General features: G+C 46.4%; 27 protein-coding genes and 2 tRNA genes. 13 read left to right on the top strand and 16 right to left on the bottom strand.

The window, feature by feature from the left end:
• Positions 1 to 167 precede the first annotated feature (167 nt).
• On the bottom strand, positions 168 to 2,804 hold the full coding sequence (locus H6F63_RS17350; protein ID WP_190638797.1) for a DUF3536 domain-containing protein: 2,637 nt from the start codon (positions 2,802 to 2,804) through the stop codon (positions 168 to 170).
• A gap of 564 nt (positions 2,805 to 3,368) precedes the next feature.
• On the opposite strand from H6F63_RS17350, the gene cax reads away from it, so the two are divergent.
• Both cax and H6F63_RS17360 read left to right on the top strand, forming a co-directional pair.
• Positions 3,369 to 4,487, top strand: coding sequence for a calcium/proton exchanger (gene cax, locus H6F63_RS17355; RefSeq protein WP_190638798.1), 1,119 nt, complete (start codon positions 3,369 to 3,371; stop codon positions 4,485 to 4,487).
• Positions 4,488 to 4,629: 142 nt separating this feature from the next.
• The gene (locus H6F63_RS17360) at positions 4,630 to 4,914 is read left to right on the top strand and encodes a peptidoglycan-binding domain-containing protein (protein WP_190638799.1); all 285 of its coding nucleotides are present in this window, start codon (positions 4,630 to 4,632) and stop codon (positions 4,912 to 4,914) included.
• A gap of 136 nt (positions 4,915 to 5,050) precedes the next feature.
• On the opposite strand, the gene H6F63_RS17365 is transcribed toward H6F63_RS17360, so the two are convergent.
• Together H6F63_RS17365 and ruvB are read right to left on the bottom strand one after the other, a co-directional pair.
• Positions 5,051 to 5,872, bottom strand: coding sequence for a tetratricopeptide repeat protein (locus tag H6F63_RS17365; RefSeq protein ID WP_190638800.1), 822 nt, complete (start codon positions 5,870 to 5,872; stop codon positions 5,051 to 5,053).
• Positions 5,873 to 5,953: 81 nt separating this feature from the next.
• Positions 5,954 to 7,042: a Holliday junction branch migration DNA helicase RuvB gene (ruvB, locus tag H6F63_RS17370; RefSeq protein ID WP_190425736.1), complete on the bottom strand. Its 1,089-nt coding sequence runs from the start codon at positions 7,040 to 7,042 to the stop codon at positions 5,954 to 5,956.
• 99 nt (positions 7,043 to 7,141) lie between these two features.
• On the opposite strand from ruvB, the gene hisF reads away from it, so the two are divergent.
• The 3 genes from hisF to H6F63_RS17385 all read left to right on the top strand — a co-directional run bounded on the left by hisF (position 7,142) and on the right by H6F63_RS17385 (position 8,363).
• Entirely contained in the window at positions 7,142 to 7,909 is a 768-nt protein-coding gene (gene hisF / locus H6F63_RS17375) for an imidazole glycerol phosphate synthase subunit HisF (protein WP_190638801.1), read from the top strand.
• Between the two features lie 105 nt (positions 7,910 to 8,014).
• Positions 8,015 to 8,227, top strand: coding sequence for a hypothetical protein (locus H6F63_RS17380; protein WP_190425742.1), 213 nt, complete (start codon positions 8,015 to 8,017; stop codon positions 8,225 to 8,227).
• 63 nt (positions 8,228 to 8,290) lie between these two features.
• Positions 8,291 to 8,363 (top strand) — tRNA-Ala (locus H6F63_RS17385).
• Positions 8,364 to 8,807: 444 nt separating this feature from the next.
• Here the strand turns inward: H6F63_RS17385 and H6F63_RS17390 are convergent.
• From H6F63_RS17390 to H6F63_RS17420, 7 genes are all read right to left on the bottom strand, one after another.
• Positions 8,808 to 9,536: an ABC transporter ATP-binding protein gene (locus H6F63_RS17390; RefSeq protein WP_190638802.1), complete on the bottom strand. Its 729-nt coding sequence runs from the start codon at positions 9,534 to 9,536 to the stop codon at positions 8,808 to 8,810.
• A gap of 74 nt (positions 9,537 to 9,610) precedes the next feature.
• Positions 9,611 to 9,835 (bottom strand): 4Fe-4S dicluster domain-containing protein, encoded by a 225-nt coding sequence (locus H6F63_RS17395; protein ID WP_190425747.1) that lies wholly within the window; start codon positions 9,833 to 9,835, stop codon positions 9,611 to 9,613.
• Positions 9,836 to 10,008: 173 nt separating this feature from the next.
• Positions 10,009 to 11,217: an ATP phosphoribosyltransferase regulatory subunit gene (locus H6F63_RS17400; protein ID WP_190638803.1), complete on the bottom strand. Its 1,209-nt coding sequence runs from the start codon at positions 11,215 to 11,217 to the stop codon at positions 10,009 to 10,011.
• Between the two features lie 137 nt (positions 11,218 to 11,354).
• The gene (locus tag H6F63_RS17405; protein WP_190638804.1) at positions 11,355 to 12,353 is read right to left on the bottom strand and encodes a J domain-containing protein; all 999 of its coding nucleotides are present in this window, start codon (positions 12,351 to 12,353) and stop codon (positions 11,355 to 11,357) included.
• Between the two features lie 75 nt (positions 12,354 to 12,428).
• Positions 12,429 to 13,277: an inositol monophosphatase family protein gene (locus H6F63_RS17410; protein ID WP_190439103.1), complete on the bottom strand. Its 849-nt coding sequence runs from the start codon at positions 13,275 to 13,277 to the stop codon at positions 12,429 to 12,431.
• 73 nt (positions 13,278 to 13,350) lie between these two features.
• A complete protein-coding gene (locus H6F63_RS17415) occupies positions 13,351 to 13,824 on the bottom strand; it encodes a thermonuclease family protein (RefSeq protein WP_242019876.1) in 474 nt (157 codons plus the stop codon).
• Between the two features lie 64 nt (positions 13,825 to 13,888).
• Complete coding sequence (locus H6F63_RS17420; protein WP_190638806.1) at positions 13,889 to 14,257, bottom strand: 2Fe-2S iron-sulfur cluster-binding protein; 369 nt, start codon at positions 14,255 to 14,257, stop codon at positions 13,889 to 13,891.
• A 64-nt stretch (positions 14,258 to 14,321) separates the two neighbouring features.
• Here H6F63_RS17420 and H6F63_RS17425 point away from each other — a divergent pair.
• From H6F63_RS17425 to H6F63_RS17435, 3 genes are all read left to right on the top strand, one after another.
• Positions 14,322 to 14,406: transfer RNA gene (locus H6F63_RS17425), tRNA-Ser, on the top strand.
• Positions 14,407 to 14,620: 214 nt separating this feature from the next.
• Entirely contained in the window at positions 14,621 to 14,938 is a 318-nt protein-coding gene (locus H6F63_RS17430; RefSeq protein WP_190638807.1) for a hypothetical protein, read from the top strand.
• Complete coding sequence (locus H6F63_RS17435) at positions 14,935 to 15,300, top strand: aspartyl protease (protein WP_190638808.1); 366 nt, start codon at positions 14,935 to 14,937, stop codon at positions 15,298 to 15,300. The genes H6F63_RS17430 and H6F63_RS17435 overlap by 4 nt, the downstream gene beginning before the upstream one ends.
• A gap of 63 nt (positions 15,301 to 15,363) precedes the next feature.
• On the opposite strand, the gene H6F63_RS17440 is transcribed toward H6F63_RS17435, so the two are convergent.
• Both H6F63_RS17440 and H6F63_RS17445 read right to left on the bottom strand, forming a co-directional pair.
• Positions 15,364 to 15,771, bottom strand: a complete 408-nt coding sequence (locus H6F63_RS17440) for a hypothetical protein (RefSeq protein WP_190638809.1) — start codon at positions 15,769 to 15,771, stop codon at positions 15,364 to 15,366.
• Positions 15,772 to 15,773: 2 nt separating this feature from the next.
• On the bottom strand, positions 15,774 to 16,676 hold the full coding sequence (locus tag H6F63_RS17445) for a hypothetical protein (protein WP_190638810.1): 903 nt from the start codon (positions 16,674 to 16,676) through the stop codon (positions 15,774 to 15,776).
• A 241-nt stretch (positions 16,677 to 16,917) separates the two neighbouring features.
• On the opposite strand from H6F63_RS17445, the gene H6F63_RS17450 reads away from it, so the two are divergent.
• Positions 16,918 to 17,403, top strand: coding sequence for a helix-turn-helix domain-containing protein (locus H6F63_RS17450; RefSeq protein WP_190638811.1), 486 nt, complete (start codon positions 16,918 to 16,920; stop codon positions 17,401 to 17,403).
• 72 nt (positions 17,404 to 17,475) lie between these two features.
• Here H6F63_RS17450 and H6F63_RS17455 read toward each other — a convergent pair whose 3' ends face one another.
• The 3 genes from H6F63_RS17455 to H6F63_RS17465 form a co-directional block, all read right to left on the bottom strand.
• Positions 17,476 to 18,681: an IS4 family transposase gene (locus tag H6F63_RS17455; protein WP_199298105.1), complete on the bottom strand. Its 1,206-nt coding sequence runs from the start codon at positions 18,679 to 18,681 to the stop codon at positions 17,476 to 17,478.
• Positions 18,682 to 18,858: 177 nt separating this feature from the next.
• Complete coding sequence (locus H6F63_RS17460; RefSeq protein ID WP_190638812.1) at positions 18,859 to 20,622, bottom strand: EamA family transporter; 1,764 nt, start codon at positions 20,620 to 20,622, stop codon at positions 18,859 to 18,861.
• 225 nt (positions 20,623 to 20,847) lie between these two features.
• Positions 20,848 to 22,104 carry an inorganic phosphate transporter gene (locus H6F63_RS17465; RefSeq protein WP_190638813.1) on the bottom strand — a complete coding sequence of 419 codons (1,257 nt, stop codon included), beginning with the start codon at positions 22,102 to 22,104 and terminating at the stop codon, positions 20,848 to 20,850.
• A 243-nt stretch (positions 22,105 to 22,347) separates the two neighbouring features.
• On the opposite strand from H6F63_RS17465, the gene H6F63_RS17470 reads away from it, so the two are divergent.
• The 4 genes from H6F63_RS17470 to H6F63_RS17485 all read left to right on the top strand — a co-directional run bounded on the left by H6F63_RS17470 (position 22,348) and on the right by H6F63_RS17485 (position 25,056).
• Positions 22,348 to 23,721, top strand: coding sequence for a hypothetical protein (locus H6F63_RS17470; RefSeq protein WP_190638814.1), 1,374 nt, complete (start codon positions 22,348 to 22,350; stop codon positions 23,719 to 23,721).
• Between the two features lie 12 nt (positions 23,722 to 23,733).
• The gene (locus tag H6F63_RS17475) at positions 23,734 to 24,138 is read left to right on the top strand and encodes a hypothetical protein (protein ID WP_190638815.1); all 405 of its coding nucleotides are present in this window, start codon (positions 23,734 to 23,736) and stop codon (positions 24,136 to 24,138) included.
• Positions 24,139 to 24,192: 54 nt separating this feature from the next.
• A complete protein-coding gene (locus tag H6F63_RS17480; RefSeq protein ID WP_190638816.1) occupies positions 24,193 to 24,834 on the top strand; it encodes a hypothetical protein in 642 nt (213 codons plus the stop codon).
• A gap of 75 nt (positions 24,835 to 24,909) precedes the next feature.
• Positions 24,910 to 25,056 carry a hypothetical protein gene (locus H6F63_RS17485; protein WP_190638817.1) on the top strand — a complete coding sequence of 49 codons (147 nt, stop codon included), beginning with the start codon at positions 24,910 to 24,912 and terminating at the stop codon, positions 25,054 to 25,056.
• Positions 25,057 to 25,233: 177 nt separating this feature from the next.
• On the opposite strand, the gene H6F63_RS17490 is transcribed toward H6F63_RS17485, so the two are convergent.
• Complete coding sequence (locus H6F63_RS17490; protein ID WP_190638818.1) at positions 25,234 to 25,437, bottom strand: ChaB family protein; 204 nt, start codon at positions 25,435 to 25,437, stop codon at positions 25,234 to 25,236.
• Between the last annotated feature and the right edge of the window lie 173 nt (positions 25,438 to 25,610).

A 25,610-nucleotide genomic window follows, 5' to 3' on the forward strand; every position in this document is an offset into this window, starting at 1 on the left:
ATCATCGACGTGACAAAACAAAGCTTCTAAACTAAGCATGGGCGGGTAGATACTTGAGAACTCAGCACTTTCAGCGTATCTGCTCCGCCCTTTTTTATCCCGAACTCACGTTAATTAAAAAGTAGAGACGTTTAATTAAACGTCTCTACTTTTACATGAAAACCTTTTTACAACCAAGCGCTGACATCAACAGCTAACTTTTGACCCAGCCGTAGCAACTGATGTAGATGCGGCGAATCTGAGTTAGTTTCTGATGACAACTGAGGCACAATTTGATTGTGCAGACAGTTGAAGTATAGCTCCTGCGCTCGGAACATAGATAAACCCAAGTTGAGTTTATTGGCAACTTCAATCGTGCGCTCTAAACGTTGGACATCTGCCGACAGAGTAGCTGGGTTAGAGTCGTGCAAGATTTGCCAAAGCGATCGCAATATCAACTGCTCTAGAGTTGGCTTTGCATCTGGTATATTCAGACGACAGCGCAGATGATTAGCTTCGGTGGCGATCGCTTCTAGTTCTGCCAGGTAACTCAAACTTTGTTGGGGATCGCCGTTTTCTTGCTCCAGCGCCTGGAGTGCGATCGCGGCGCGGTTAGAAATCGCCACTTCTGCCGCTACCTGCAACTCTTGCGGTACAGGCAACCCGTCGCGATGGAAAGCCATCAGAACACCGTAATTATCTCGGTAAACCTGTGTATATAACTGATCTAGCCGAGTCAGAGTGTTGTGACTTAACAGCCGCATAATCCGGTGACGCTCCTCTGGAAACAACTTCTGCAAGTTGAACGAGTGACCGTTAAACAATTGGCTCATAGCCAGGATAGCGTGAGCCGCACTAGCTTCTTGTAGCGATGTAAACAGCTTCTCTTTGAGATGGCTGTAAGTACGACGACCTGCAAATGGTTGAATGCAGCAGTGGAAATCCCAACCGCCCAGATGGAGAACTGCAAAGACTAAATGAGTGCTTTCCCAGGTAATCTCTGAAACCAGCCGCAGCTGCCCTACAGCCAGAGTCAGCGATCCCATGCGTTGCAATTGGTAATCTAACTGATGGGCATCGTAGCAGTAAATCCGCTGTTGCGCGGGATAAGTCGTAAACAGAGAACTGATGGCATAGTGCGCCGCCACTTGCTCCATAGTAATCTGGGCAGTTACGACTAGCTGGCGGTAGACTTCGGCACCGTGCTTGAACAATTCAACATTACTAGCAGCTTGGGAGAGACGCTTGATAAATGGTTTTTCTAGCTGGATACCGGAGACATCTCCCGCCAGTTCCAATGCACGCGAAGCGTAGCGGAGAATCTGCGTTCCTTCGGGTCGAGAAAGTTCTTCAAAAAACCAACCGCAACTGGTGTACATTAACAAGCTGTGGCGCTGCATTTCCAACAGGCGCAGGGCATCTACCTGTTCAGCGGCGGTAAGTTTGCGCGAACGGTGGCGGGTGAGGAATTTTTCGACATTGGCAGGTGAGCGATCGCGTATTACTTGGATATATTCATCCCGCGCTTGCCAGGGATCACGGAAAACCTGCTTTCCATGCTCCTCATAAACTTTAGCCAGCTGATCCCGCAGCCAATCGAGAGCAGTCCGCAGGGGACGACGCCATTTTTGGTGCCAAACACCGCCTTCGCCGCCGCAACCGCAGTCATCCTGCCAGCGATTTACCCCGTGAGCGCAACTCCAAGCCGTCACAGGCTTAAGTTCCACCTCCCATTTAGGGGTATTCAAGCTTAGGTAATGGGCATAGTTGGTGACAGTCCAGCCGCGCCGGGGAAGTTCGTGGGTAAAGGCAAAAGCTAAGGTTTTCTCCGTACCGCCTTTGTGGTGTCCAAAGGTTTCGCCATCTGTAGCTACAGAAATTAATTGCGACTGGCGATGATCGCCGCGCACCGCTGAACCGATGCGTCCAGCAAACGTACCCGCCCAACCGAGTACATCGTTAAATCCCATATCCCGCGATATCGGGCCATCGTAGAAAAAGATATCGATGTAGGGGAGGGATTGGGGATCGGTGGTTGGGGAGGGAAGATGATCCCCCAGTTCCCAGTCCCCGATTCCCAATCCCCTATTCCCTGTCAGGTAACAGCGGTAAGGACGGGTGGGATCGATTTGAGAGCCGCCGACTTCCAGCCATTGAGTTACTGGTTGCTCGTCGGTGGGGATCAAGCGACAACGTTCAGCTTGCGAGGGTGCTAAAACAATAAACTTGATCCCCTCAGCGACTAATGCTTCTAGGGTTGCATAGTCTACAGCAGTTTCCGCTAACCACATTCCTTCGGGATCGCGCCCGAAGCGAGAGCGGAAATCTTCTTTACCCCAGCGGATTTGAGTCTGTTTGTCTCGCTCGTTGGCGAGGGGCATAATGATGTGATTGTAGACTTGCGCGATCGCATTTCCGTGACCGTTGAGGCGATCGCAACTTTTGCGATCCGCTTCCACAATCCGCTGATAAACTTCCACGTCGTAGCGTTCCAGCCACGACATCAGCGTTGGGCCAATATTAAAGCTTAAATACTCATAGTTATTAACAATCTCCACGAGTTCGCCGCGCTCATTCAAGACTCTGGCAAAGGCATTCGGGCGATAGCATTCGTGGTGAATCCGTTCGTTCCAGTCGTGGAAAGGAGCCGCACTCGGCTGTCGTTCAATAGCATCTAGATAAGGATTTTCGCGGGGCGGTTGGTAAAAATGACCGTGGACAGTCACATAAACGCCATTAGCAGTTTTCAGGGGATCAGTAGCTTCTAAGGCTACTGTCTCCTGGGCAGCATACATTGAAGCTGGAATATCAGCAGCAGAAGTCATGGGATCGCATCCAATTTGTAAAAGACTTAAGATTATTGAGCAATTATTGGCTCACTAAGATAGACAACCTTAGCTATCGAGGGCTGGCTTTTTCCGTTTAGCTCCCTTTAGCTGTTATTAGCCACCCGAAAATAGCGATCGCTCGTACCGATGAGCAACTTGCGTTCCCCTCATGGGAGGATCAGCGAATGAATTGGAAAAGCTTTGGGTGTAACTTGCAACTTACATGATTCAACCGCAACAACGCTATTCCTTGAGCAGTAAATTCATGTAATTGAATATTAAATTGATTTTTCTTAAGGAATCCTGCATCTAAAGTTATATTCCGTTACAGGCCCAGCCGCCAAAAACCCAGAACGCTTAACAACCGAGTATCCTAGACACGAGACTTTGATCAAAAGTCGATTTTACCGAACTAAGCAAAGCCTGTAAGATGGCACCTTGCCAATCATCGGCGGCGAAGTTTCTCCGGCTTCCCTAAAATCGCTCCAAAATCACGCAATGTTGGGGGAAGAATTAATCTCCCCTAAAATCACTCCAAAATCCAAAATCCAAAATCCTTAGATGCTGTCTCTCAACACAATCTTATCTATCCTCTTGCTGTTTATTCCCGTCTCCATTGCAGGTCACTTTCTGGAGTGGGGATCGGCGCTAATCTTCATCACAGCCTGCTTAGGCATCATTCCCCTCGCCGCTTGGATGGGGACAGCCACAGAAGAAATTGCTGTAGTGCTTGGCCCCTCACTAGGAGGTTTGTTAAACGCCACTTTTGGCAACGCTACCGAACTGATTATCGCCCTAGTTGCTCTGAATGCGGGGCTGGTGGATGTTGTCAAAGCCAGTATCACAGGCTCTATCATCGGGAACTTGCTGCTAGTTATGGGCTTTTCCATGCTCTTAGGGGGCTTACGCTACAAAGAGCAGGAATTTCAGCCGATTGTGGCACGGGTGAATGCTTCCTCGATGAACTTGGCAGTAATTGCGCTGCTGCTGCCAACAGCGATGGACTATACCTCTACTGGGATCGATGAAGCCACCATCCAGCGACTTTCGGTAGCTGTCGCTGTAGTGTTAATTGCCGTGTACGGGTTGACGCTGCTATTTTCCATGAAAACCCACGCCTATCTCTACGATGTGGCTTTGGCTGAGCAGGATTTAGTTGAGTTAGCCGAGGCAAATCTAGCCGAAGAATCCCCGGAACACAAAGTTAACCTGCCGTTGTGGGTTGGGGTGCTATTAGGCGCGACGCTGCTAGTGGCTGTAGAGTCAGAATTACTCGTAAGCACTCTGGAAGAAGCGACTTCCCAACTAGGGTTAACGGCGCTGTTTACAGGGGTGATCTTGGTTCCTATTATTGGCAATGCTGCTGAACACGCGACAGCAGTCACCGTGGCAATGAAAAACAAAATGGATCTTTCCGTATCCGTGGCGCTGGGATCAAGTTTGCAAATTGCCTTGTTTGTGGCTCCAGTCTTGGTTTTGGCAGGCTGGATACTGCATAAACCGATGGATTTGGATTTTAATCCCTTTGAGTTGGTAGCTGTGGCTGTGTCTGTGTTGATTGCTAATTCGATTAGTTCCGATGGTCGCTCGAATTGGCTAGAAGGTACGCTGCTGTTAGCGGCTTATGTTGTTTTGGGGTTTGCCTTCTACTTCCATCCCGTCATCGAGGGTATCGGTTAACTTTTGTAGAGACGTTTCCGGAGTCTCTACAGATAGGGCTAACCCAAATGGGCGATCGCATTTTCACCAGGATGGGCGGTGGGGAAACGCGATCGCTCTAAGTAGATTGGTAGTGTAGAAAAGTTTCAACGAGCAACAATCCATGCCATCCACACAACAGTCTCAACCCATCAACAATCAAGCAACTACCACTATCGATCTACCCACTCTGCGTCTAGGCCAATCTGGACTGGCTATTAGAATGCTACAGCGGGTTCTAACTTGCAATGGCTACTATGACCAGTTTTTGATAGACGGCATATTTGGCTCTCGCACAGACGCAGCTGTAAAAGCCTTCCAACAAGACCATCACTTAGTTGCAGATGGAATTGTGGGTGCCAAAACCTGGAACCAATTGAGCCAAGTATCTCTCGAACCAGGTTGTTGACAACCAATTGCGCCTCAGACCTGCTAAGATAAATACCGAGCGCGCTGCTAAAATAGCATTAAAAGCGATGCTTGGCTATACCGAAGCTCTATACCGAAAGTAGGAAACTCGGTTTCGTAAAAGAAACCGGGTTTCTTTATTGCAGTTTCAGGAACTTCTCCAAAGCTGCTACCATCGCCGGAGACCAGCGGCGAACATTCTTCACCCAATTTAAATCTTTGTAGCGAGAATCAAGTCCGACAGTCGCCACCCAGTTACTCTCCGCTTCACCTCGCTTTCCCTGTTCCCAGAGAGCAGCTGTCAGAGCAGCACGCATATCCGGAAATTGCGGATACTTGCGGACTATATTCTTCATAGTGCGAATCGCTTCGTCTTTTTGACCTGTTTGATAAAGAGCGATCGCATAATTAGCTCTGGCAAAAGCAAAATTTGGCGCTAAATCGGCGGCTTTCTGATAATCTGCGATCGCCTCTTCCCAGTGTTCCTGTCCTGCTTTGGCATTTCCGCGATTATTGTATGCCATTGCATCGTTGGGATCAATTTCCAAGACTCGATTGTAATCAACGATCGCATCTTCCCACTGTCCTAACCCTTCCAAAGCAGTACCGCGATTTAGAAACGGGTCTGGTGCATTCGGAGCGATTTCAATAGATTTATTAAAGTCTGCGATCGCATCTTGCAATTTATTTTGGCTGATCTTAGAATTTCCCCGATTACTCCAGATAGCCGGATTGTCGGGAAATCGCTCAATCAGTTGTGTCCAATACCCTTCAGCCGTAGCAAAGTCGCCTGCATTCGTAGCGGTAAAAGCTTTAGCCGCCAGCTCATCTCCTTCCTGTAACTGAGCCTCAGTATAAGTGGAAGATTGTTCTTGCGCGATCGCTGTCGGGACATTCACCCACCCAGAGGAGACAAAAATCAGCAGAACACTCAATAAAGCTAGAATCAGACGCATCATAAATTATTTTCCCTTGTAAATCTCCTTGAAGCGAGGCAGAGCCTCCCCAATCTCTTAAATACCATTGTCCATTGCTAAGGACTACTCATACCCTAAATGCTTGCGAGCGTTTGGAGTAGCAACGCGACCGCGAGGCGTTCGATGCAAATAACCAATTTGCAACAAATATGGTTCATAAACATCTTCAATTGTTTGGGAATCTTCGCCAGTTGCGGCAGCGATCGCTTCCAAACCCACTGGCCCCCCATTAAACTGTTCTATCATTACTCCCAGCATCAAACGATCCGCCCAATCCAAACCCATCGGATCTACACCGAAGACTTCCAACGCTTCTACCGCAACAGGCTGCGTAATTTCTCCAAGCTTCTTTACCTGAGCAAAATCTCGCACCCGTTTAAGAAGGCGATTGGCAATTCGGGGAGTTCCACGGCTGCGACGAGCAATTTCTTCAGCACCATCAGGCGTAACCGGAGCTTGCAGAAGTTCGGCAGTACGCTGCACAATTAAAATCAGTTCATCCAACTCATAAAAGCGTAACCGTTGGATTAACCCAAAGCGATCGCGCAACGGCGAAGACAGCGATCCCACCCGCGTCGTTGCTCCCACTAGAGTAAATGGCGGTAGGGGTAAGCTGCGAGTTTTAGCGGTTTGACCCTTACCAATCGTTATATCTAACCGGAAGTCCTCCATCGCCGGATAAAGCAATTCCTCTGTCATCCGGCTCAATCGATGGATTTCGTCAATAAATATAATATCTCCCGGCTTCAGACTCATTAGTATCCCCACAATATCGCGGGGACGCTCCAAAGCTGGTGCTGAGGTAATTTTACAACTGCTGCCCATCTCCGTCGCCAAAATCAGCGACATGGTTGTTTTCCCCAAACCTGGGGGGCCATACAGCAGTAAGTGATCCATCGTCTCACCTCTACCTTTCGCCGCTTCGATGGCAATCTCTAGAACTGCCTTGAGGTCTTTTTGCCCGATATAATCTGCTAGTCGCCCTGGTCGTAACCCTTCTTCCTGCTTCTCGGTTTCGTCTAGCATCGCTGTTGGCTGCAAAATCTCTTCTGGCGGTGCTTTGGGGGATTTATAGCTACCAGATGACTCGCGAGAGCGTTTAGGTTGCTTTTCGGGTTCTTGAGACTGTTGTTTAGAAGAAATTATCGCCATGATTAAAAATTTGTTGTAAAAAAACCACTTAAGCAGGAAGACACAAAAGGTTTACATTAGATAGGCTCTCATTATGATTACATTCTGTAGGGGATTGTCATGCTGGCAAAAAGAATACTGCCTTGCTTAGATGTGAAAGCGGGGCGAGTTGTCAAAGGTGTTAATTTTGTTAACCTCCAAGATGCAGGCGATCCGGTGGAACTGGCACAAGCTTATAACGATGCGGGTGCAGATGAGTTGGTGTTTCTGGATATTACGGCTTCTCACGAAGAACGCGACATTATTTTTGATGTCGTATACCGCACTGCTGAGCAGGTGTTTATCCCCCTAACGGTAGGTGGGGGAATTCAATCCTTAGAGACTATTAAACAATTGTTAAGGGCAGGAGCGGATAAAGTCAGCATAAATTCGGCGGCGGTACGAGAGCCAGAGTTTATTAACCGGGCAAGCGATCGCTTTGGCAATCAGTGTATTGTTGTAGCAATTGATGCACGGCGGCGACAAGACCCAGTTAATCCCGGTTGGGATGTTTACGTGCGCGGTGGGCGAGAAAATACTGGAATAGATGCGATCGCTTGGGGGAAGGAAGTCGAGCAACGCGGCGCAGGTGAACTACTCGTCACCAGTATGGATGCTGATGGAACCAAGGCTGGATATGACTTGGACTTGACGCGCACTATTGCCAACCAAGTTCAAATTCCAGTTATTGCCTCCGGCGGGGCGGGAAATTGCAGCCATATTTATGATGCCGTAACCGAAGGTAAAGCGGAAGCTGCTCTTCTTGCTTCCCTGTTACACTACGGAGAACTCACTGTATCAGAAATTAAAACTTACTTAGCAGAGAATCAAGTACCAGTGCGTATGTAATAGCAGTGCAAACTCTGCCCTCAGGGAGAGGAAGCGATCGATTTGTAGCATCAATCTGTTCATTTGTATATATTAGAATAAATGAAGTGTTACGAAACTTAAAAAATGTTGATAGGTATTTTAATTTTTGATGTTGCTTTAGTGGCATGGTCGCTGCACCTGATGCAGGAAGCCTTCGACCAACAGGAATTTTCTCTGATGCTGGCTGGAACTTTGGTGGCGTTGTCTGCTGCTGCCATGTTAGTCGTATATTTCTTGATGAACAGCTACATGGGGTATATCAACAATATTGCTCAGCACCCCTGCTCATTTTATTAAAAGTCTTTCCGAAACAACTTGACTACTTACCAGAATTTCAGGCATAATAATAAAGCACCTCACGGGGTTATAGCTCAGTTGGTAGAGCACCTCAATGGCATTGAGGGGGTCAGCGGTTCGAATCCGCTTAGCTCCATAAGTAGAATCTAGAAACTAAAACGCCTAAAGTGTGACTTTAGGCGGAGTTAGGCAAACTAATCCTAGGTACACAGATTAGAAATGCGATCGCGCCTTTAGAAATATGTAGTTATAGACAACCAAGATAACATTTTTGATTCCTGGGCGACTTATTCAGAATGTGGTTGTCAATATTCTGTCAAAAATGGTCGTAACTAGGAAAAAAGATTTTTAGGACTTTTGCCTGCGAAAAAGGTGACAAACAATAGATTTGGCTAGACTTAGATAACAAAGTAGTGTATTTGCTAATCTAAAAATTGGTATATATGAGCGCACAGATTCCCATTATATAAATATACCTTGCAAAGCAAAATTTGTATAGCCTTTAATACAAAAAAATCTCGCCTAAAAATCCGCCAAAGCGAATTACGTTTGTATATCCCCAGACTGGAATATACGTAATTTAATGAGCTTTACCCGCACCTAGATAAAGTTCTCCCACCTTGGGGTCATTTAATAATTCTGTACCGGGGCCTGAGAAGCGATCGCGTCCAGTATCCAACACATAACCCCGGTGTGCCATCGCCAGAGCTTTTCGGGCATTCTGCTCTACCAACACAATTGCTTTACCCGTTTGATTGATAAGTTGAATCTGCTCAAAAACATTGTTTACGAGTAGGGGAGACAAAGCGGCGGAAGGCTCATCCAAAAGCAACAAACTGGGATCTAACATCAAAGCCTTTCCCATCGCCAACATCTGCCTTTCTCCTCCAGAGAGAGTTCCCGCACGCTGACGACGACGATTAGCTAGTACGGGAAACATAGAAAATATTTTATCTTTCAGAGGTGGCAAAGGGACATTACGAATAAACGCACCCATCTCTAGATTTTCTTCCACCGTCAGCGAGGAGAAAACATTAGAAATTTGAGGTACATAGCACATCCCCCGCTGAACAATTTGATCCGACCTTAAGCCAGCAATATTCTCACCATTAAAAGTAATTTTCCCTTTATGGGGAGTTAATAGCCCAAAGATAGTTTTTGCCAGAGTTGATTTTCCAGCACCATTAGGGCCAATTACGGCGACCAATTCACCGGGATAAATCTTGAAATTTATACCTTGCAGGATATCTAAATCTTTGACATATCCAGCGTGGACATTTTCAACTTCTAATAAAGGTTCATTAATCATTGGAAAATTGGCTAAGGTCAGGATGGCTAGTGGCTAATGGCTTTAAAATAATTAGCAATTAGCCATTAGCAATATTACGGTGTTTTTTGCAAATCAGGGCGTTCTTCTGGAACAATTGCTCCTTCTACTGGGCATACCTGTAGGCAAATACCGCAGTCAATGCAAGTGGCAAAATCAATCCAATACCAGTCAGTACCCTTAGTATTCTTACTGGGGCCTTCGTGAATACAGGCGACTGGACAGGCATCGACACAATCAGCAACGCCTTCACAGATATTAGTAACAATAGTATGCGGCACGGTGTTCTCTTTCTTAGAATGGACAGACTGCTGTCTATAGCCTACCAAAGTCCTTTAATCAAAACAGCTTTTTAAAACGCAAAGGTTAGCAAAAGAGAAAACTTTCTACGTTAGCGAAGCGGCGCGACAGCGCCACCTCTGAGCTTACCTTTGCGTACTAGAGCGTTTAAAATCTACCTTACCGCTTCAATTTCAGCAGCACCCTGAGCTTTTACCCACGCAATGTGACTTATGCGACGGCTACGGGCATATTCTCGCAAATCTTCCTTGCTTCGCTCTCCTAATTCCATCTCCACCCGCACCAGATGAGTAGAATCTCTGAGAGTTTGGGCATAGGCGAAAGCTGCCATGTATGCTTTTGGTGTCTCAGGGACGACCAACCAATCATTTGCAGGCGTTTGGCGGGGCATTCCGGGGCGCGAAAGCAAAACTTGGTATAAATCTTCAATATTGAGCGCAAACCCAATACTGGGAAAAGTTTTTCCCTGAGGATGATATAGTCCTAGCAATTCGTCGTAACGCCCGCCTTGTCCCAAAATTCGTGCTGGCGCGTCTGTGTCGCTGGTGATTTCAAACACAATGCCCGTGTAATAATCAAAGGTTTGGATCAAGCTGAGATCCAGAGTTAGGGGAAAGTTTGAGTCAGCAAGCAGTTCAACCAGCGATTTGAGATTATTGACTATATCTCGCTCAGATGCAGCTAAGTCAAGGGTTGAAACTCGTTGTAGCACTTCAGCTGGGTGTCCGCGCAGTTCAAAGAGAAATAAAGCTCTTTGGCGCAATTCTGGCGACAGAGGCAGAGTTTCCAGGGTGATGCGGTCGAGATGAGCGATCGCGCGTCTTACTTTATCTTGCAGCTCGGCGGGAAATGGGGAAAGAAGCGATCGCGTCAAACCTGCTTCTCCCAACACCACGCGCCACTGACTCAAACCCAGACAATTCATGCAGTCGCGCAGCAACAGCAGCACTTCTGCATCTGCCAACACGCCCCCAGACCCCAACAGTTCTACTCCCGCCTGGTAAAACTCCTCTCTGCGCCCGTAATTTCCTCCAAGCGATCGCCGAAACACATTAGCGTTGTAGTAAAGACGTTGCGGATAGGCGACACCAGCCATGCGCGTCACAGATGCACGAGCAATAGAAGCCGTCAACTCTGGGCGCAGTCCCAGCGTTCCCTCCTCAGCATCCTGTATCTGGATTACCGTCGAGCGTTGGATAGCTCCACCTGCCATCAACGTATCCAACCGTTCCAGAGTCGAGGTGATAATCCGGTGATAGCCCCACCGATGATACACCTGCTGCAACCGATGTTCAATCCAGCGTTTTTGTGCGACATCGAGGGGCAGTAAATCTCTCGCGCCTGATGGGGGTTGATAAACCATTGTTAAATTCGGGAATAGGGACTGGTTGTACTGAGGACTGGGGACTGGGGACTGGGGACTCTTTACTAGGCGAAGAATATTCAAAGCTTCCCAATCTCTAATCCCTAATCCCCAATCCCCAATTCCCAGTCTCTAATTTACTTTTTTTTACCAAACATACCAAAAAAGCCGCCTGATTTATCCTCTGGCTTGCCCTGATCTGGTTTACTCCCTGATGGCTTGGATTGTGTCGTTGTCTTGCTACCCGCAGTTTTTTGCGTCAGCTTCTCTAGTGTTTGCTTGACCTCCTGCGCCATCGGGTCTTGGGGGTTTAATTTCAAAGCTTGGGTGATATGCACTTTAGCCATTGTCACCTTCGGCGGATCTTGCTTTAAATAAACCATCCCTAATAAGCTGTGACAGCGGCTATTATTTGGCTCCATTTTTAGAGCTTCCCGCAATTCTATCTCTGCCTTAGCAAACTGGTTTTTACTGATCAAGTCTTCAGCGCGACGGCAAAATGGATCTACTATTGAAGTTCCAGTTGCAGTCCCGGTTGCTTTCCCAGATGCAGCACCAGCATTTCCAGGGGTGGAAGTCGTTGCTGTGTTCGTCGTGGGCGTTGGGTTTACTACTGTTTTGGCTGGCTGCGTCCCGGCTTTAACACCCTCACCTTTGCTTTCTTTGCGCCTCAGATAAACCATATTGAGTTCGCTGATTTGCGCGATCGCTTCCTTGACTTGACCCAGCGATTCATACTGCTTTTGTGCCAGATTTTGCAGTGCAGTTTTGTAGCTGTGGTCTAAATCCCCACCAGCAGCAGCTAATTTCTGGGCAATTTCACTTTGGGGTTGGATATTAGCCGATTCTCCAGCCAAGCGCTTACCCATACGCCCTAGCATCACAACATATTCTGCCCGACTACGCTCAGCAGAAAGTTGTTCATAGGCAGGATTTACCAACTTTGACAACAGCTGGCTTGCATACTGTTTTTCGGCTGGGTTTTCCGATTTGCAACTATCTGGATGTAAGCTACGAGCAATTTTGAGATATCGTTTGCGGATGTCATTGACCCCCGCATCCACTGGCACCCCTAAAACTGCGTGGTGGTCGATAAAATCTAACTTAAAAAGTCCACGTTCGATGCGAAATGACATAGCCCGCTATCCCACCATCAAAGCCAAATAATTCTTCTAGTTTACTTCCCTTCATTAAACCATGTGTGACTTTGCTTACCGAGTTAACTGATTTCCCGCACTTTCCCATCCACTTAAGGGAGTAACTTGCGAAAGTTCTTGACTGAGTGAAGAATGAATATAACTATTTGTTGCCAAAATTCGACCTGAACTAATAACTAACGGGCTACCATCGTAGGCAGTCAATTTACCACCAGATTCCTCCACAATTACTATCCCCGCTGCCACATCCCAAGGTTGTAGACCCCTTTCCCAGTAACCATCCACCCGTCCACAGGCAACATGAGCGAGATCGATGGATGCAGAACCGCTACGCCTTACGCCCTGAGTAAGATGAGTCAGGTGACAAAACTCAGCGTAATTATTATCAATAGTCTCCTGTCGGTCATAGGCAAAGCCACTGACAAGCAGACTCTTGCTTAACTGGTCGGTCTTGGAAACTCGAATAGGCCGACGATTGCAAGTTGATCCTAACCCTTTAGCAGCGCGAAACAACTCATTATGAAACGGATCGTAAATGGCACCAACTTGGGGAATTCCGTCAATTAGTAATCCCACGGAAGAAGAGAAAAAAGGATACTGATGAGCATAATTTGTTGTGCCATCAAGCGGGTCAATTGCCCAGAGATATTCACTGGTTGTATCTCCCAGTTGACCAGATTCTTCGGCCAAGATTTGATGTTGGGGAAAATGGCGAGTAATCACCGCCAAAATTGCCGTTTCAGCAGCTTTATCGGCTTCTGTCACCAGGTCGCCTGGTCGCCCTTTTTCTTGAACTGCTTCTAAATTGCCCCAGTAGGCTTGCAATACGGCACCGCCAGCTAGCGCCGCCTCAGTAGCAATATCTAAGAAAATTTGTAATTGGTCGGGGGTATAGTTGCTCATTTGTTTGGGTTTTTGGCTAATAGCTAGTGGGTAATAGCTAATGGCCAATGGCTGTTGAACTAGCCATTAGCCATTACCGATTTTGCCGACGAAACTCAGTTGGGGTCAAGCGCATGGGTTTTTCCGGGTTCCAAATGCCTTTTCCCATAAGTCGGGCGAATTCTTGGGCATTGGTTAGCCTTTGCTCGTACTTGTTGTTAATACTTCGCGGTACATACACATACCCTTCTACCACCAGCTGCTCATTCACCAACATCCCATCTTTCCATACATAAGCCAAGGTGCGCTCAAACTGATCTTTGGTTGACCCCTCCGACTCTAACAAAACGATTTGCCCGCCAATCAGCTGCTTCAGCTTGTCTTGCGCCGCCGTTCCCCAAGGCTGCTGTTTCATATCCGGTGCCTCAATTCCCAGCAACCGCACCCTCTCAATCAACGCTGATGGCTTGCTGGTGTCCACTACCTCCAGGGTTTGCCCGCTGATGACCCGCTCCACCTTAACTGCTACTCCTGTCGGGATTTCTTTCACTTGGCAACCCGCTAACATAAGGCAAGCAAGCAAAGGTAAAAGGTAAAAGAAAAAAAACTTTTCTTTTACCTTTTGCGTGATTCTATTCTTCATCCAGAGGTAAGCCGACGCGGACTTTGCCTCTGCCAAAATAGCGCCCAAACTGGAGTTCGTAGACTTCATCCTCATCCTGCGTTTCCACCTCCAGATCGGATCTAGGATAACTTACACACAAAAGAGAATAACCCTTGTCGCGCAGTTCCGGAGAAAGCCCCATAGCCTCCGGCTGATGGATTTCCCCAGAAAGCACGCGCACGGCGCAGGCAGTACAAGCTCCATTGCGACAAGAAAAAGGCAACTCCACGCCCTGCTGCTCCGCGAAGCTGAGAATATAGCGGTCTTCCGGCACTTGCAGCTCGTGATAAGTACCCTTCTGGCGATGATGTATCCGAATCGTATGGTAATTTGTCATAAAAATAGTGTATTATTAAAAATCGCAGCTTAAAGCTGCTAAACTCAAAAATAATAAATCCCCTGGAGAGGTGGCCGAGTGGTTGAAGGCGCAGCACTGGAAATGCTGTTTAGGGCAACTTAACGTGGGTTCGAATCCCACCCTCTCCGTTTTACAATCTATCCTATAAAAGGTGTACAAAAACTTTCAGTTTCTGTACACCTCTTTGTATGGAATATTTGATTGTACTTTTAATAATTTTTCTATCTACGTAATAAGCGATCACTTGCAAATTCATGTAGAGAAATAATATGCGATCGCCTTGCCATCAAATAACCTTATAATCAAAATTAACCTATTAATATTAAACAAGAAGAGTATCACATGGCCCAACTATCTAATAACCACACTCCGCGTCTTGGCAGGGTATTTCCAGAACGCCAACTATCTCCAGAAAAACAAGCCAAACGAAAAGCTGAAAATGAAGCTTTTGTGAAGCGTTGTCGCGCGATTTTTGACCGCGTTCAACCTGAGCTAATCAAAGAGCATTACGACTGGTTTATTATCATAGAGCCAAACAGTGGGGATTATGTCGTCGATTCAGACAAAACAATTGCAAAACAAAAAGCTCGCGATAAATTTGGTGATACGATCCGCCTGATCATGCGAATCAATGAAACAGGAACTTGTGGCAGAATATGATTTCAGGTGAGTTTAACAGTAAGGGAGAGTTAATCTTTGAAATTGATTTAATTGCAGCTGATGGTGATGTTATTCCAGTTAAGGCTCTTCTGGATACAGGTTTCACTGGCTGGTTAGCAATTGACAATCAAGATGCTGAAAGTCTTGGGTGGTTTATTGAAAGTAACAACGAGTATAGGGATACAGCACGGGGAGAAGCACGGTTTAATCTATATCAGGGAAATGTGCTGATAGATGGAGAGGAGTTCACAACTGAAGTGCTGGGTGGAGATGAACTTCCAGTCATTCTCTTAGGTGTCTATTGGCTCCAGACAAAGCGATTGGTGGTTGATTTTGCGGCGGGAGTGTTGACGTTGGGGTAAGAGCGATCGCGCTGCAATTTGACTAGAGGAGAAGGACGCGATCGCTTACACTTGAATAGCAGATTAAAACGTCCATTCATGGTCTGGATCGTCGAGCGCTGCTCTTACTGATGTTAAATCAGCGAGGTCTTTGAAGGGGCTAGACTTTGCTATTTCCGTGATTGAATGCAGAGCTAAAGTTAATTGGGTGTTATCGCCCTCTTCTATTGCTCGATCGACTTTTTCAAACAGAAATCGAAAGTTATCAGCACGTTCATCAAACGAGCGATTAAGATACGTTATCAGAACGTCGCGCTGAGCTTGAATCTGGGCAATTGTTGTTTTTTCCCAGGCTTCGATACCACGCCGTTTAGTCCGCTCTTGTTCTGCAACTATCTTGTATTCTTTGTAAGCTTCAACAACAGCGTGGAAGCATTGAGAAGCATCTGCACCTACACCCAAGACTTCTACAGGAACTTTCTTAGCTGTCATTTCTATTTACCTGGTAGATTGCGGTATTTTTCGAGGATGGTGACAGTGCCAAGGTTAAGCTTTCCTTCACTGTTTAGGACAGGAGTTTTTAAAATTGCTACAAGTGCTTCCATTAGAATTGCTATTTGTTGAAACTTTTCGCCATCCCGCTTGGAATCAAAAGGTTGGGATTCAAGTTCGTTGAGACTGGCAATAGCGCAAGTGTCAACAGATAGTAATACATTATGTAATTCAGTAATTCGCTTTTTTACTTTTTGAGCGACATCTTTAGCAAGATTAATTTCAGCGATCGCTTTGTTTACCTTCGCCTCGTGTTCCCGTGCCTTTGTCATGGCTTTCTCACCTTCACGAGCTGCAAAAAAGCCACCAATCGCTAAAGCTGGTAAAACAGTAATACCACCAAGCACAACAGTACCCAGAGCCATACCGCCGCCACCGGCCGCGATCGCTCCACCGCCAAACCATGCTAACGTTGCATTCGTAGCTGCTGCTCCGCTAAGGCTGGAAATGGCTGTTCCTGTGCTGGCTGCTCCGATAGAAGTAGCAACACTTAATGCACCGCCATATCCTGCTGCTGCTGCTCCCGCGGCTTGGACTCCTCCCAGCAAATACTTTTCTGCTCCGATAGCTGCTACTTTATATTCCTTAAGCTGCTGAATTGAAAAATCCATCCCTTCTAAAAGCCGCTTTTCGCTTTCCGAAGCCTTCCTACCAGTGCTTTCAAGAAAGATTATAAAGCGTCCTATGGTATCTTTTATAACTTCTAGTTGGAGTTGTCCGTATTCTTCTGCTAATTTGTTGGTTGCTTCTTCCTGTTTTTTCAACTCTTTGACAGCACTTTCGTAGCGTTCTTGAGCAGTCTTTGCAAGTTCATTGGCTTTCTGACCTGGGTACAATGAAGGCATTAAATACTCCTAAATGGTATTAATTGGCAATTCTTAACAGGATTTACCAAGTGACAAGACAGAAGGCGGTTAACTGTTGAGATCGCAACCCCGCAAGTTTTATCTCCGTAATTTCACGCTGATATATCTTGCAAATCTGTTCTTTTTTAAACTAACTTCGTAATTTTTAATCGAGAACTAATAAGTATTAGGAATCAGGTTAGGATAAGGTTAGGAAAAATACTAATAAGTAATTGCTACTATGGCATCTACTGACGCGCAGTTCGCCTCTGCTGGAAATGACTGGGATTTAGAGACGCTCTATACAGACTTGGCATCTGCTAAGGGAAAGCGTCTGACACTAGTTGAAAAGCTACACCTGCGGGGATTGCTTTGCGGTTATAGTCCTACTGAAATAGCGCAAAAGCTGAATAAGAACGTCAAGGGAGTTGGAGTTGACTTGAGTAATACTTTATACCAATATGTAAAAAACTTGGTGAGCAAATGTGATGAAAAGATAGAAAACTGGAGAAATATTAATGAATGGCTTGAGGAAGCAGGATATAAATCTCAACCGTCTATAGAATCTCAAATAAGCGATCGCTTACAAGTAAAATTCATAATAAATAAAGCAAATATAAGTCTTGAGAGAAATAATATAATAGTTGATCTCAACCTGCGAATAGTAGCTCCGTCACCTTTAGAAGAACCAATAATACAAGACGTAGATAATAACGGTAAGGGTTAGCTGCCAATACTTCTGGCTTAAAAATAATTGTAGTTGGGTTTCGTGCCTCAACCTGAGGGGGTGACAACCCCGTCAAAACATGCGTAAAACCAAGGACATAGCTCTCAAACCTCTCTGAAAAAATGGCAGCTTGTTGCGTCTTATTGCCATTAATTCATTAACAATATCTTGGCAAAACTCCATTCCAACTACCCAAGATTGACCATACAATCCAATCCAAAAACTACTGTGTCGGCGCTCTGAGCGCTTCGATTCGGTGAGCCGACCAATATATTTTTGTATTCCCATACGCTTAATTTTTTGCCCTTGAAACACAGCACAAGTGTAAGCCAGAGCAATTAAGAAAATTAAGTTTTTTAATCGGTGATTATTAGCGTGGCTCTTCTCTAAATTATAACCGCCTGTCTTACAATCTTTGAACATAGCTTCAATCCCACTGCGGCATTTGAAAGCAGCAATCGCTTCTTGTGAACTGCCTAAATTAGTTAAGAGATACCAACCCTGATCTTCAACCTTACCCCGATATTTACGTCGCCAATAACCTGCAATATTAAACTTCCCAAACCCTTTTTGTTTCGTGACTTTAACATTAGGGAGGAAAAAGTTAGTTCCGGGCAATAATCCTAACTCTGATAGACGAGTATATTCTTTATCTTCTTGCTGGATATAACGCTCTTGTTTTACCCTAAAAACAAACTTCACTTGTTCCTCACCAAGCCAGCTTCCCAGCTTAACGCTACCAAATTCGCGGTCGCCTAAAATGATAATTTCGTAATCTTTGAATAGTTCTAAAACAGGTTTGATTAAAGATTTTTGCTCTTCAATATTACTACTCCCCTTTTGGTCCAACAGTTGCCAGTATAATGGGATAGCTCGCTTGTCCCAAATCAGACTAATTACAAAAACGTTTTTATCTCGCCACTGCGTGCGGTCAATAGTTATTTTAAGTTGTTGGTTTTGCGGAACTTTTGCCTTTAAAATTTCTTGAATTAGCGGGAACCATAAAGTATCAATTTCCAGGCAAGGTAATTTTAAGAATCTTTGTAAACTCCGCCTCCGGCTCTCAAACTGAATAGGATAAGGCATTAAGGTCGCTAACAACTCAATGCTCACTTGTTTTTGAGATTGCAAGAGATATACCAAAATTTTTAGAGTTAGGTATTCGGTGTTCTTTAATTGTCGTTGCAGGTGGATTTGGTAAAATTGAGGAAACATTTTCAACAGATGGGGCGTTTTGACAAGAGTGACCCCATCTTTTTTTACCGCAAGTTGGCTCAAGGAGCGCTCTCACGCTTGCTTTTGACGGGGTTGTCACCCCGTCAGTGCCTCAACTCAACCTATGCGAAATTTGTTGTTTTCAGCTCTACCCGAACCGTATTGGTTAACGCGCAACTTCATATCCTCCTAATAAAAAAGGGTGAGCATTGCCCACCCTACTAATTAGAATTTTTGTATTTATTTGGCAGGTTGCTGCGGTTTATTCTGAACCAGTAGCCGTTCAAAACTTAGGGCAAATACTCCTAATGTAACCAGTAATATTCCCGTAATTGATATTGGCTGCAACGCATTCTGAGCGCTGGGAATAATGACAAATGCCAAAACAGCCGTCAGCACTGGGCCGCTAGAAGCGACGATTGAGGCTCTTGCTGCACCCAAGAAGCGCACTCCAAAGTTGTTCAACAGGTAGCCTATCAGAGTCAAGATACCCAATACCACGCCGCCGATTATCAAACCAAATCGCCGATCTGGGATAAGCTGGACAGCGAAATTTCCTGGTAACGGCAACATTAAGCTGAGGCTAGAGAGGACAAAGATGGTTGAGAACTGAATTAAGCTGACGGGTACGGGATGAAGCCTTTTAAAGCCGAGCTGCATGAAAATCAGGTATAAAGCAAAGGCTATACCTGAAACTGCGGCTGTGCCAACTCCCACCGGGGAAATACCCGGCACTCCAGAACCACCCGCCGGAAAGATTTTAGGAAATGCAGCGAGGATAACACCCACAGAAATAGCAATCATCACTCCGACGCGGAGGAGAGTCGGGCGATCGCCAAAAAATAGCCACGCTAGCGGGACAGTGACAAGAGGATACATAAACAGAATCGTCACCGCAACCCCAGGCCCAATTTGCGAGATGGCGATATAAATTAGCACCTGGGACAAAAACAGGAAGAAGCCACTCCCTACAACCGTCAGCAGTCCTCGACGGTTTGGGTCGAATAAAAACTTCCTGATATCCCTCCAAACGTTGGGATAGAGTCCTGTGGCGAATATTGCCATCAGTGGCAACACTACTATCATGCGGAGCCACAAAATTAACAGCGAGTTGCCCAAATTCAGCTTGATGAATCCTCCGAAGAGGAACGCGCCAAGAATGTTGCTTTCTCTACCGACGACCTGAACAACAACGTTATGAATGGACAACGCCACGGTAGAAATTAATACCAGCAGTAAACCGAGTTGGTTTTGGGAAGTTGGTTTAGGTTGGCGGGAAAGTGGTAACGGGGTAGCCGGAATCTGTAATGGGATAGGACTAGCTTCTGGCAGGCGTTGGCGATCGCGTTCAGGTTCGGTTACATTCTCTCGGTCTGATGGCTGGATTAATGGCAGCGCAGTCGCTTGTAGTTTGAGTTGGTCGTTCAGACGATTGACAAGAGCCTCTAAGATCGCCTCTCCTTGTTGCTCTAAGCTGTGCATCCGGGACAGTTGCTGGGAGAAGGAACTTTGATAGCTGCTGATGTCTTGTTGCAGCGTTTTAAAGGTCGTCCTCAGCGTTGTATCCAAGGATGCAAGTATGCGATAAGCACTCTCGTTGTATTCGTTCGGCGAAGGGGACAAATTGTCACCAGCAGAGCCGCTCAGAGGTCGATAGGAGCTACCGCTTTGGTGAGACAGCCGCTGCATCAATATCTCTTGTAGATGCTCTGCCAGCGCTTGGGTGAGTTGACTGACTAAATATTGCTGCTGTGCGCCTTGTTCCTGGGATGGAGGGTCTTGTAGTGAAGATGGCAATTGCTGACGCTGAGTTTGCAAATTGTCAATCTCAGCGATTAAGCGGGATTTTTCAGCTTGTAGCCGCTCAACGTCTTGATTCAACTGGACGATGAGGTTTTGCTGTAAATTTTCAAGTTCCTGAATCATTGCTCTCAGGAGGTTTTCGGCGGCTGTGGAATCCCCTTTGCCATACTTTTCAGGTTGATCGTTGTCCAGTTGCACCATTAGCGTATAACCTCGATGCTGTTGGCTATAAGGAAGCTTGTTTGTAACTTTGTCTGCTTATAGTTTTATTTATTATTCCCATTATTTTGTCAAAATACTCTTAAAAGTATTGTAAATTTCTCTCAAAAGTCGGATTTTGCCTATGGGTTAGGTGCGTTATTTGTTTGCTATTAGTATAGGATGCGAGCAGTTTAGTTCAAAATTCAGCTTTAAGAGACGCAACACTTAAGTCGCTACCAGACGCAACCCCAAAAAGATTACCGCTCCTAGACCAGCACTAATGGGAAGGGTAATCACCCAAGCGAGAGCTATAGATTGCAGGGTTTGGAAGCGGATAGACTTCCAGCTTTGAATCGCGCCAATGCCAACTACAGCGCCAACAAGGGCGTGGGAGGTGGAGACGGGTAAGCCGAAGCGGGAGGCAACTAAGATGGTGGTGGCGGTGGCGAGTTCGGCGCAGAAGCCGCTACTGGGCTGTAGGGGAATGATTCCTTCGCCAATGGTAGCTATAACTTTTTTACCCCAAACCGCAAGACCTGCAACGATACCAGCGCCGCCGAGTACCAAAATCCATAGGGGAACGCTGAAGCCATTTACGGGAACGGAACCTGTACGATTGATGTAGGCGATCGCAGCTAAGGGAGCGATCGCATTCCCGACATCATTGGAACCGTGAGCAAAGGCGACGAAGCAAGCACTCAGTAGCTGAAACCGCGCCATTTGTTGTTCCAGAGGATTGGGGAATTGAGACTTTTCTTCTTCCCAGCCGCCACTATCTAATTGTCGCCAACTGTACCAGGTGAGGGAAAAGGTAGCGATCGCGCCTATTAAGAGGGGGATATCGTGAGTGGGAAGATTTATCCCGAATCTGTTTGTAAGTAGAGTGTCTATAGGTTTACTGACTGGCGGTAGAACGATTGTGCCAAAGATTCCTAAAAGCGTCGCACTCAACCAGGGAATCCACTCGCGTAGTTGAAATAGGGGATTGGGTTGATCGAGTATCCAACGTTTTACCACGCTGTAGAACAAGGCGGCGATCGCGCCACTCACCACAGGCGTTATTACCCAAGCGAAGGAAATTAACCCGATTGATGACCAGTCTATAGCACCAACACCAACGGCTACCCAACTAAAGCCTGCGATCGCGCCTACTACAGCATGAGATGACGCTACTGGCAAGCCTTTACTTGTGGCAAATTGCAGCCACAAACCACAGGTTATTAGCACCGAAACCATCCCGATTAGTAAAATCTGGGGTGCATCAGCGAACACTTCCGGCTTTACAACTCCCGTCGCCAGTGTTTCAGATACCGCACGACCGAACAACACCGCACCTGTGAATTCTAAAATACCAGCAATTATCAATGCTTGCCGCAGCGTGACAGCTTTTGACCCTACTGACGTTCCCATTGAGTTAGCAACGTCGTTTGCTCCCAAGTTCCAGGCGACGTAGAAAGCTAGTAGGGCGAGGAAAACTATCATGTCGTAAATACGGATAGCGACATGGCTAGTTTATATCGGTGAAGCATCGCTGAAAAGAGGTAACGCTTCGGTTTGTGGATAGAAGATCGGAATTTGAAGCGAAGATTTTTACTTAGATCCAGGCAAAATTTGCATCCTTATTGCTGCGGATAAACGCGCCCAACTCTGTATAAGTATCTATTCAACTATGTGGGAAGACCAACTTCTCGATCAGAGCGGTGTGAGTTTAGTAGGGCTTAATTTATGCGTTTTCCTAGTGTTGCTGTTTGTACTTTAGCTGCTTTTGTGGCTGGAGGGATGATAGCCCAAGCAAGTGAAAGTCCGAGTTATGAAGGTTCTGGTTCTCACCAGGAAGCCGTGACCGATGAGGGGAGTGTTGTCACCCCGGTGGTCACTCCCAGGAGTATGACAGCGATCGCTATCCCAGAAGTGCAACAAGAGCCAGGATTGGCACCCAGGCAGGAATTTCCGCTGCCTTCTCAAAATGCCCCAGAATTAGCTGCAAGGCAACTTCCAGCATTGACAGCCGCCCCCCAAACCGATTTGGCAGAAATCTCTGAAGCTGCGGCGCTTCCCCCCAATAACATCCTCACAGACTCATCAACAGGTTCTGATGTTAACCAGCCTGAATCCGCCAGGAAAGCTTCTGATTTAGCTTCCTTCCGAAACGGGGAAACTGTTAACGAAGCGGCTGTAAATGAACGAATGATACCCAGTGGAGGTGTATTTACATCCAAGGCTGAGGCACTCCGTCCAGATGAGGCGATCGCTAACTCGTCAACGGCACAAGCTAGCCAGTTAATGGCAACGGAACCGAAAGCCGGGAATAGCTGTGCCTCCCAAAGGAATGAATCTGCAACTTATCAAGTCGCTCAAGGATTGACAACACAGGCTACACAACGCTGTCCGAGTCCGGAACCTGTTGCGCCGCTAGCGTTGCCAGCACCCATCGAGGAATTTGAATCTTCGCCAGCCCTCAGTATCTATATCCCAGTTGGCTATGGTGCAGATAGAAACACCGCCTTTATCAGTGGCACCTATCAACCCAGCGTGCGAGAAGATAGCGGTTCTGTAGGGGCTGCGGGGATAGGCATCGGCTTAGGCAATGCGGATAAAGCGGTGGGGGTAGAACTATCTTACGCTTTAGCTACAAATGACAGCTTTGGCGAAGGTGGTTTTAATGGTAAGTTGCATCGTCGATTTGGGGGAGATGTCTCAGCAGCATTAGGCTGGAATGGCTTTCTAAATATTGGTCGCAACGACTTTGAACAATCCAAATATGGAGTTGTTACCAAAGTATTCCGAACACGAGAATCTCTCAATAATGCTTTCAGTCGCGTTGCTGTTACGGTTGGTGTTGGTGATGGACAGTTCCGTTCCAACGGTGCGGTTGATGCCGGTCAAAACAATATCAACGTGTTTGGAAATTTAGCAGTTCGAGTTGTTCGACCTGTTAGTTTGATTGCGGAATGGACTGGACAGGACTTAGCATTGGGTCTTTCCATCGCTCCCTTCAAAAACTTTCCTTTTGTGATTACTCCAGCCTTGCGCGACATTGCAGGTGCGGGTGATGGCTCTCGGTTTGTATTAGGTGTTGGGACAGCATTGAAGTTTTAAGGAGTACGCCAAATGCACACCATAAAATCTCTGGGTTGGGTTGTTGGGTTATCAATTGCGGCGCTGGGTATTGCTGCGCCTGCTAGAGCCGACCGTAGTTATTCTGACATCACGGGAACTAATATCTGGAACAACACGGCACCCGTATTTGATACTGATGACAAGTTAGATCCTGAACTAACCGCAAATATTACTCGGCTTAACCAGGAGTCACAAGCAGCCTTTCAAGCCTGCGGATCTGCTCTGACACAACAAACTCCCACTAGCCGCCGGTTTACGCGACAGCCTCAAACACCACCCTCTGTTCCCCAGGCGTGTCAGCGGCTAGAGCAGTTAAGGGCAGAAGTAGAAAACTTGAGAACTACTTTGCAGCAAAAAGACATTTCCAGAGCCAGTTCCGGTTTGCGGACTTGGTAGAGGTTGGGTTGTCAGTTGCACAGTCATTCTAGTGTGAGCAGGAGCAAGAATACGATGAGGCAGATGAAGCGTAAAAACGGTAGAACCGCCGCGTTCAAGTGGCTACTAGGAGCGATCGCGGTTGGGTTTGTGGGCGTGGCAACGCCCGTTCACGCTGAGGATGTGTTTGGAAATGAAGCTGTCCAGTTCCCGGTGGATACTACGGTTGAATTTGAATTCAAAGAGTCCCACGGAGCTTATCTATCAACGCTTGGCGTTGTCAATTTAGATACGGGTGAACAGACAGTGCTGTTTCAGGAAGTCAAACCCTATGACGGCTTCGGAAGCGGACAGCCTCAGCCTTCCTCTCCCGGTCAAAATAATATTGGCACGCCAATCGATTTTCTGGGGACAGTTGATGGGGGCGCTGTACAAAATCGACTTAGCGAATATACTTTTAAGGCGAACACCCGGTATGCTTTCTACCTGGAATCTGTTAGCCCTACAGGTCAAACTCGCCGCAGTGTCAGATCCACCACCAACTTAGCAGCTGCGTTTAATGGCCGTTTGGATGGTGGCACGAACGAAGAAATTACTGGCGTTCGCATCGCTTGGGATGATGCAGGGCTACCCCAACCTGGAAAAGATGAGGATTTCGATGATTTCGTGATTGAGGCGGGAGGGTTCCCACCCGTTCCCTGTCCGCCAATCCGCTAATCGCAATTTCATTATTTTGATCCCCCATATTTACTCCCTTAAAAAGAGAAGGTAAATTTGGGGGATTTTGTTGTGATGTCAATATCAATTAAAGAGAGCGATCGCGCTTCAGGAGATGAGGATGCGATCGCTGTTAGTAGGCTGGAAAGTTTGTCTTATATAGTGGCGGCTGATATCCGTGATATTCGTCAGGCAAACCCGGTTCCTTTGGATCTTCGCTAAGTAGATCCTACATTGTTGGCAAGCTCAGCCTGCGTGAAAGAGGCAGATCGGTTTGTGGTGGTAGGCGACTGCTGTTAGTCAAAGTCAATCTTTTTGGTGTATAAATTTATCCAAATATGCCACACAGCTAATATTTTTATACTAAATTAGTGGTAGCGATCGCTTTCACATCTCTTTCTATTCTGGCTTCTTGTGCCAGTTACCATCTTCTCCTTTTTCATAGTCTCGCTTTACGGCACTCCAAGCGACTTTAAAGGCAGTTTCTTCCTCTTTGTACTCTTTGTTAGCATTATTAAATGCTGCCAAGAAAATTTCTTGGGCGTGTTTGGGTAGATGATTTCTTACAGAATCTGGCAATTCCTCAATTTGTTGATAAGGCATAAATAATATTTTCCTGATTAATCTAATACCAGGTTGATTTTATCAGAGCCAAAATTCATAGGGAGCATCCCGGTTTTGTAAAACTACTATCAAGAGAGGATAATAGGTAGAGCGTCAACAGAAGTGTGAACTGCATTCGTAGGAGGAGCGGCTATGACCCCTGAACAAAAGGA

Source organism: Trichocoleus sp. FACHB-40 (assembly GCF_014695915.1).
Lineage (GTDB): Bacteria > Cyanobacteriota > Cyanobacteriia > Cyanobacteriales > FACHB-T130 > Funiculus > Funiculus sociatus.

What these genes read in the sequence shown, in the direction of transcription:
- H6F63_RS17350 (WP_190638797.1), bottom strand. Translation starts at nt 2,804, where the DNA reads ATGACTTCTGCTGCTGATATTCCAGCTTCAATGTATGCTGCCCAGGAG.
- cax (WP_190638798.1), top strand. Translation starts at nt 3,369, where the DNA reads ATGCTGTCTCTCAACACAATCTTATCTATCCTCTTGCTGTTTATTCCC.
- H6F63_RS17360 (WP_190638799.1), top strand. Translation starts at nt 4,630, where the DNA reads ATGCCATCCACACAACAGTCTCAACCCATCAACAATCAAGCAACTACC.
- H6F63_RS17365 (WP_190638800.1), bottom strand. Translation starts at nt 5,872, where the DNA reads ATGATGCGTCTGATTCTAGCTTTATTGAGTGTTCTGCTGATTTTTGTC.
- ruvB (WP_190425736.1), bottom strand. Translation starts at nt 7,042, where the DNA reads ATGGCGATAATTTCTTCTAAACAACAGTCTCAAGAACCCGAAAAGCAA.
- hisF (WP_190638801.1), top strand. Translation starts at nt 7,142, where the DNA reads ATGCTGGCAAAAAGAATACTGCCTTGCTTAGATGTGAAAGCGGGGCGA.
- H6F63_RS17380 (WP_190425742.1), top strand. Translation starts at nt 8,015, where the DNA reads ATGTTGATAGGTATTTTAATTTTTGATGTTGCTTTAGTGGCATGGTCG.
- H6F63_RS17390 (WP_190638802.1), bottom strand. Translation starts at nt 9,536, where the DNA reads ATGATTAATGAACCTTTATTAGAAGTTGAAAATGTCCACGCTGGATAT.
- H6F63_RS17400 (WP_190638803.1), bottom strand. Translation starts at nt 11,217, where the DNA reads ATGGTTTATCAACCCCCATCAGGCGCGAGAGATTTACTGCCCCTCGAT.
- H6F63_RS17405 (WP_190638804.1), bottom strand. Translation starts at nt 12,353, where the DNA reads ATGTCATTTCGCATCGAACGTGGACTTTTTAAGTTAGATTTTATCGAC.
- H6F63_RS17410 (WP_190439103.1), bottom strand. Translation starts at nt 13,277, where the DNA reads ATGAGCAACTATACCCCCGACCAATTACAAATTTTCTTAGATATTGCT.
- H6F63_RS17415 (WP_242019876.1), bottom strand. Translation starts at nt 13,824, where the DNA reads ATGTTAGCGGGTTGCCAAGTGAAAGAAATCCCGACAGGAGTAGCAGTT.
- H6F63_RS17420 (WP_190638806.1), bottom strand. Translation starts at nt 14,257, where the DNA reads ATGACAAATTACCATACGATTCGGATACATCATCGCCAGAAGGGTACT.
- H6F63_RS17430 (WP_190638807.1), top strand. Translation starts at nt 14,621, where the DNA reads ATGGCCCAACTATCTAATAACCACACTCCGCGTCTTGGCAGGGTATTT.
- H6F63_RS17435 (WP_190638808.1), top strand. Translation starts at nt 14,935, where the DNA reads ATGATTTCAGGTGAGTTTAACAGTAAGGGAGAGTTAATCTTTGAAATT.
- H6F63_RS17440 (WP_190638809.1), bottom strand. Translation starts at nt 15,771, where the DNA reads ATGACAGCTAAGAAAGTTCCTGTAGAAGTCTTGGGTGTAGGTGCAGAT.
- H6F63_RS17445 (WP_190638810.1), bottom strand. Translation starts at nt 16,676, where the DNA reads ATGCCTTCATTGTACCCAGGTCAGAAAGCCAATGAACTTGCAAAGACT.
- H6F63_RS17450 (WP_190638811.1), top strand. Translation starts at nt 16,918, where the DNA reads ATGGCATCTACTGACGCGCAGTTCGCCTCTGCTGGAAATGACTGGGAT.
- H6F63_RS17460 (WP_190638812.1), bottom strand. Translation starts at nt 20,622, where the DNA reads ATGGTGCAACTGGACAACGATCAACCTGAAAAGTATGGCAAAGGGGAT.
- H6F63_RS17465 (WP_190638813.1), bottom strand. Translation starts at nt 22,104, where the DNA reads ATGATAGTTTTCCTCGCCCTACTAGCTTTCTACGTCGCCTGGAACTTG.
- H6F63_RS17470 (WP_190638814.1), top strand. Translation starts at nt 22,348, where the DNA reads ATGCGTTTTCCTAGTGTTGCTGTTTGTACTTTAGCTGCTTTTGTGGCT.
- H6F63_RS17475 (WP_190638815.1), top strand. Translation starts at nt 23,734, where the DNA reads ATGCACACCATAAAATCTCTGGGTTGGGTTGTTGGGTTATCAATTGCG.
- H6F63_RS17480 (WP_190638816.1), top strand. Translation starts at nt 24,193, where the DNA reads ATGAGGCAGATGAAGCGTAAAAACGGTAGAACCGCCGCGTTCAAGTGG.
- H6F63_RS17485 (WP_190638817.1), top strand. Translation starts at nt 24,910, where the DNA reads ATGTCAATATCAATTAAAGAGAGCGATCGCGCTTCAGGAGATGAGGAT.
- H6F63_RS17490 (WP_190638818.1), bottom strand. Translation starts at nt 25,437, where the DNA reads ATGCCTTATCAACAAATTGAGGAATTGCCAGATTCTGTAAGAAATCAT.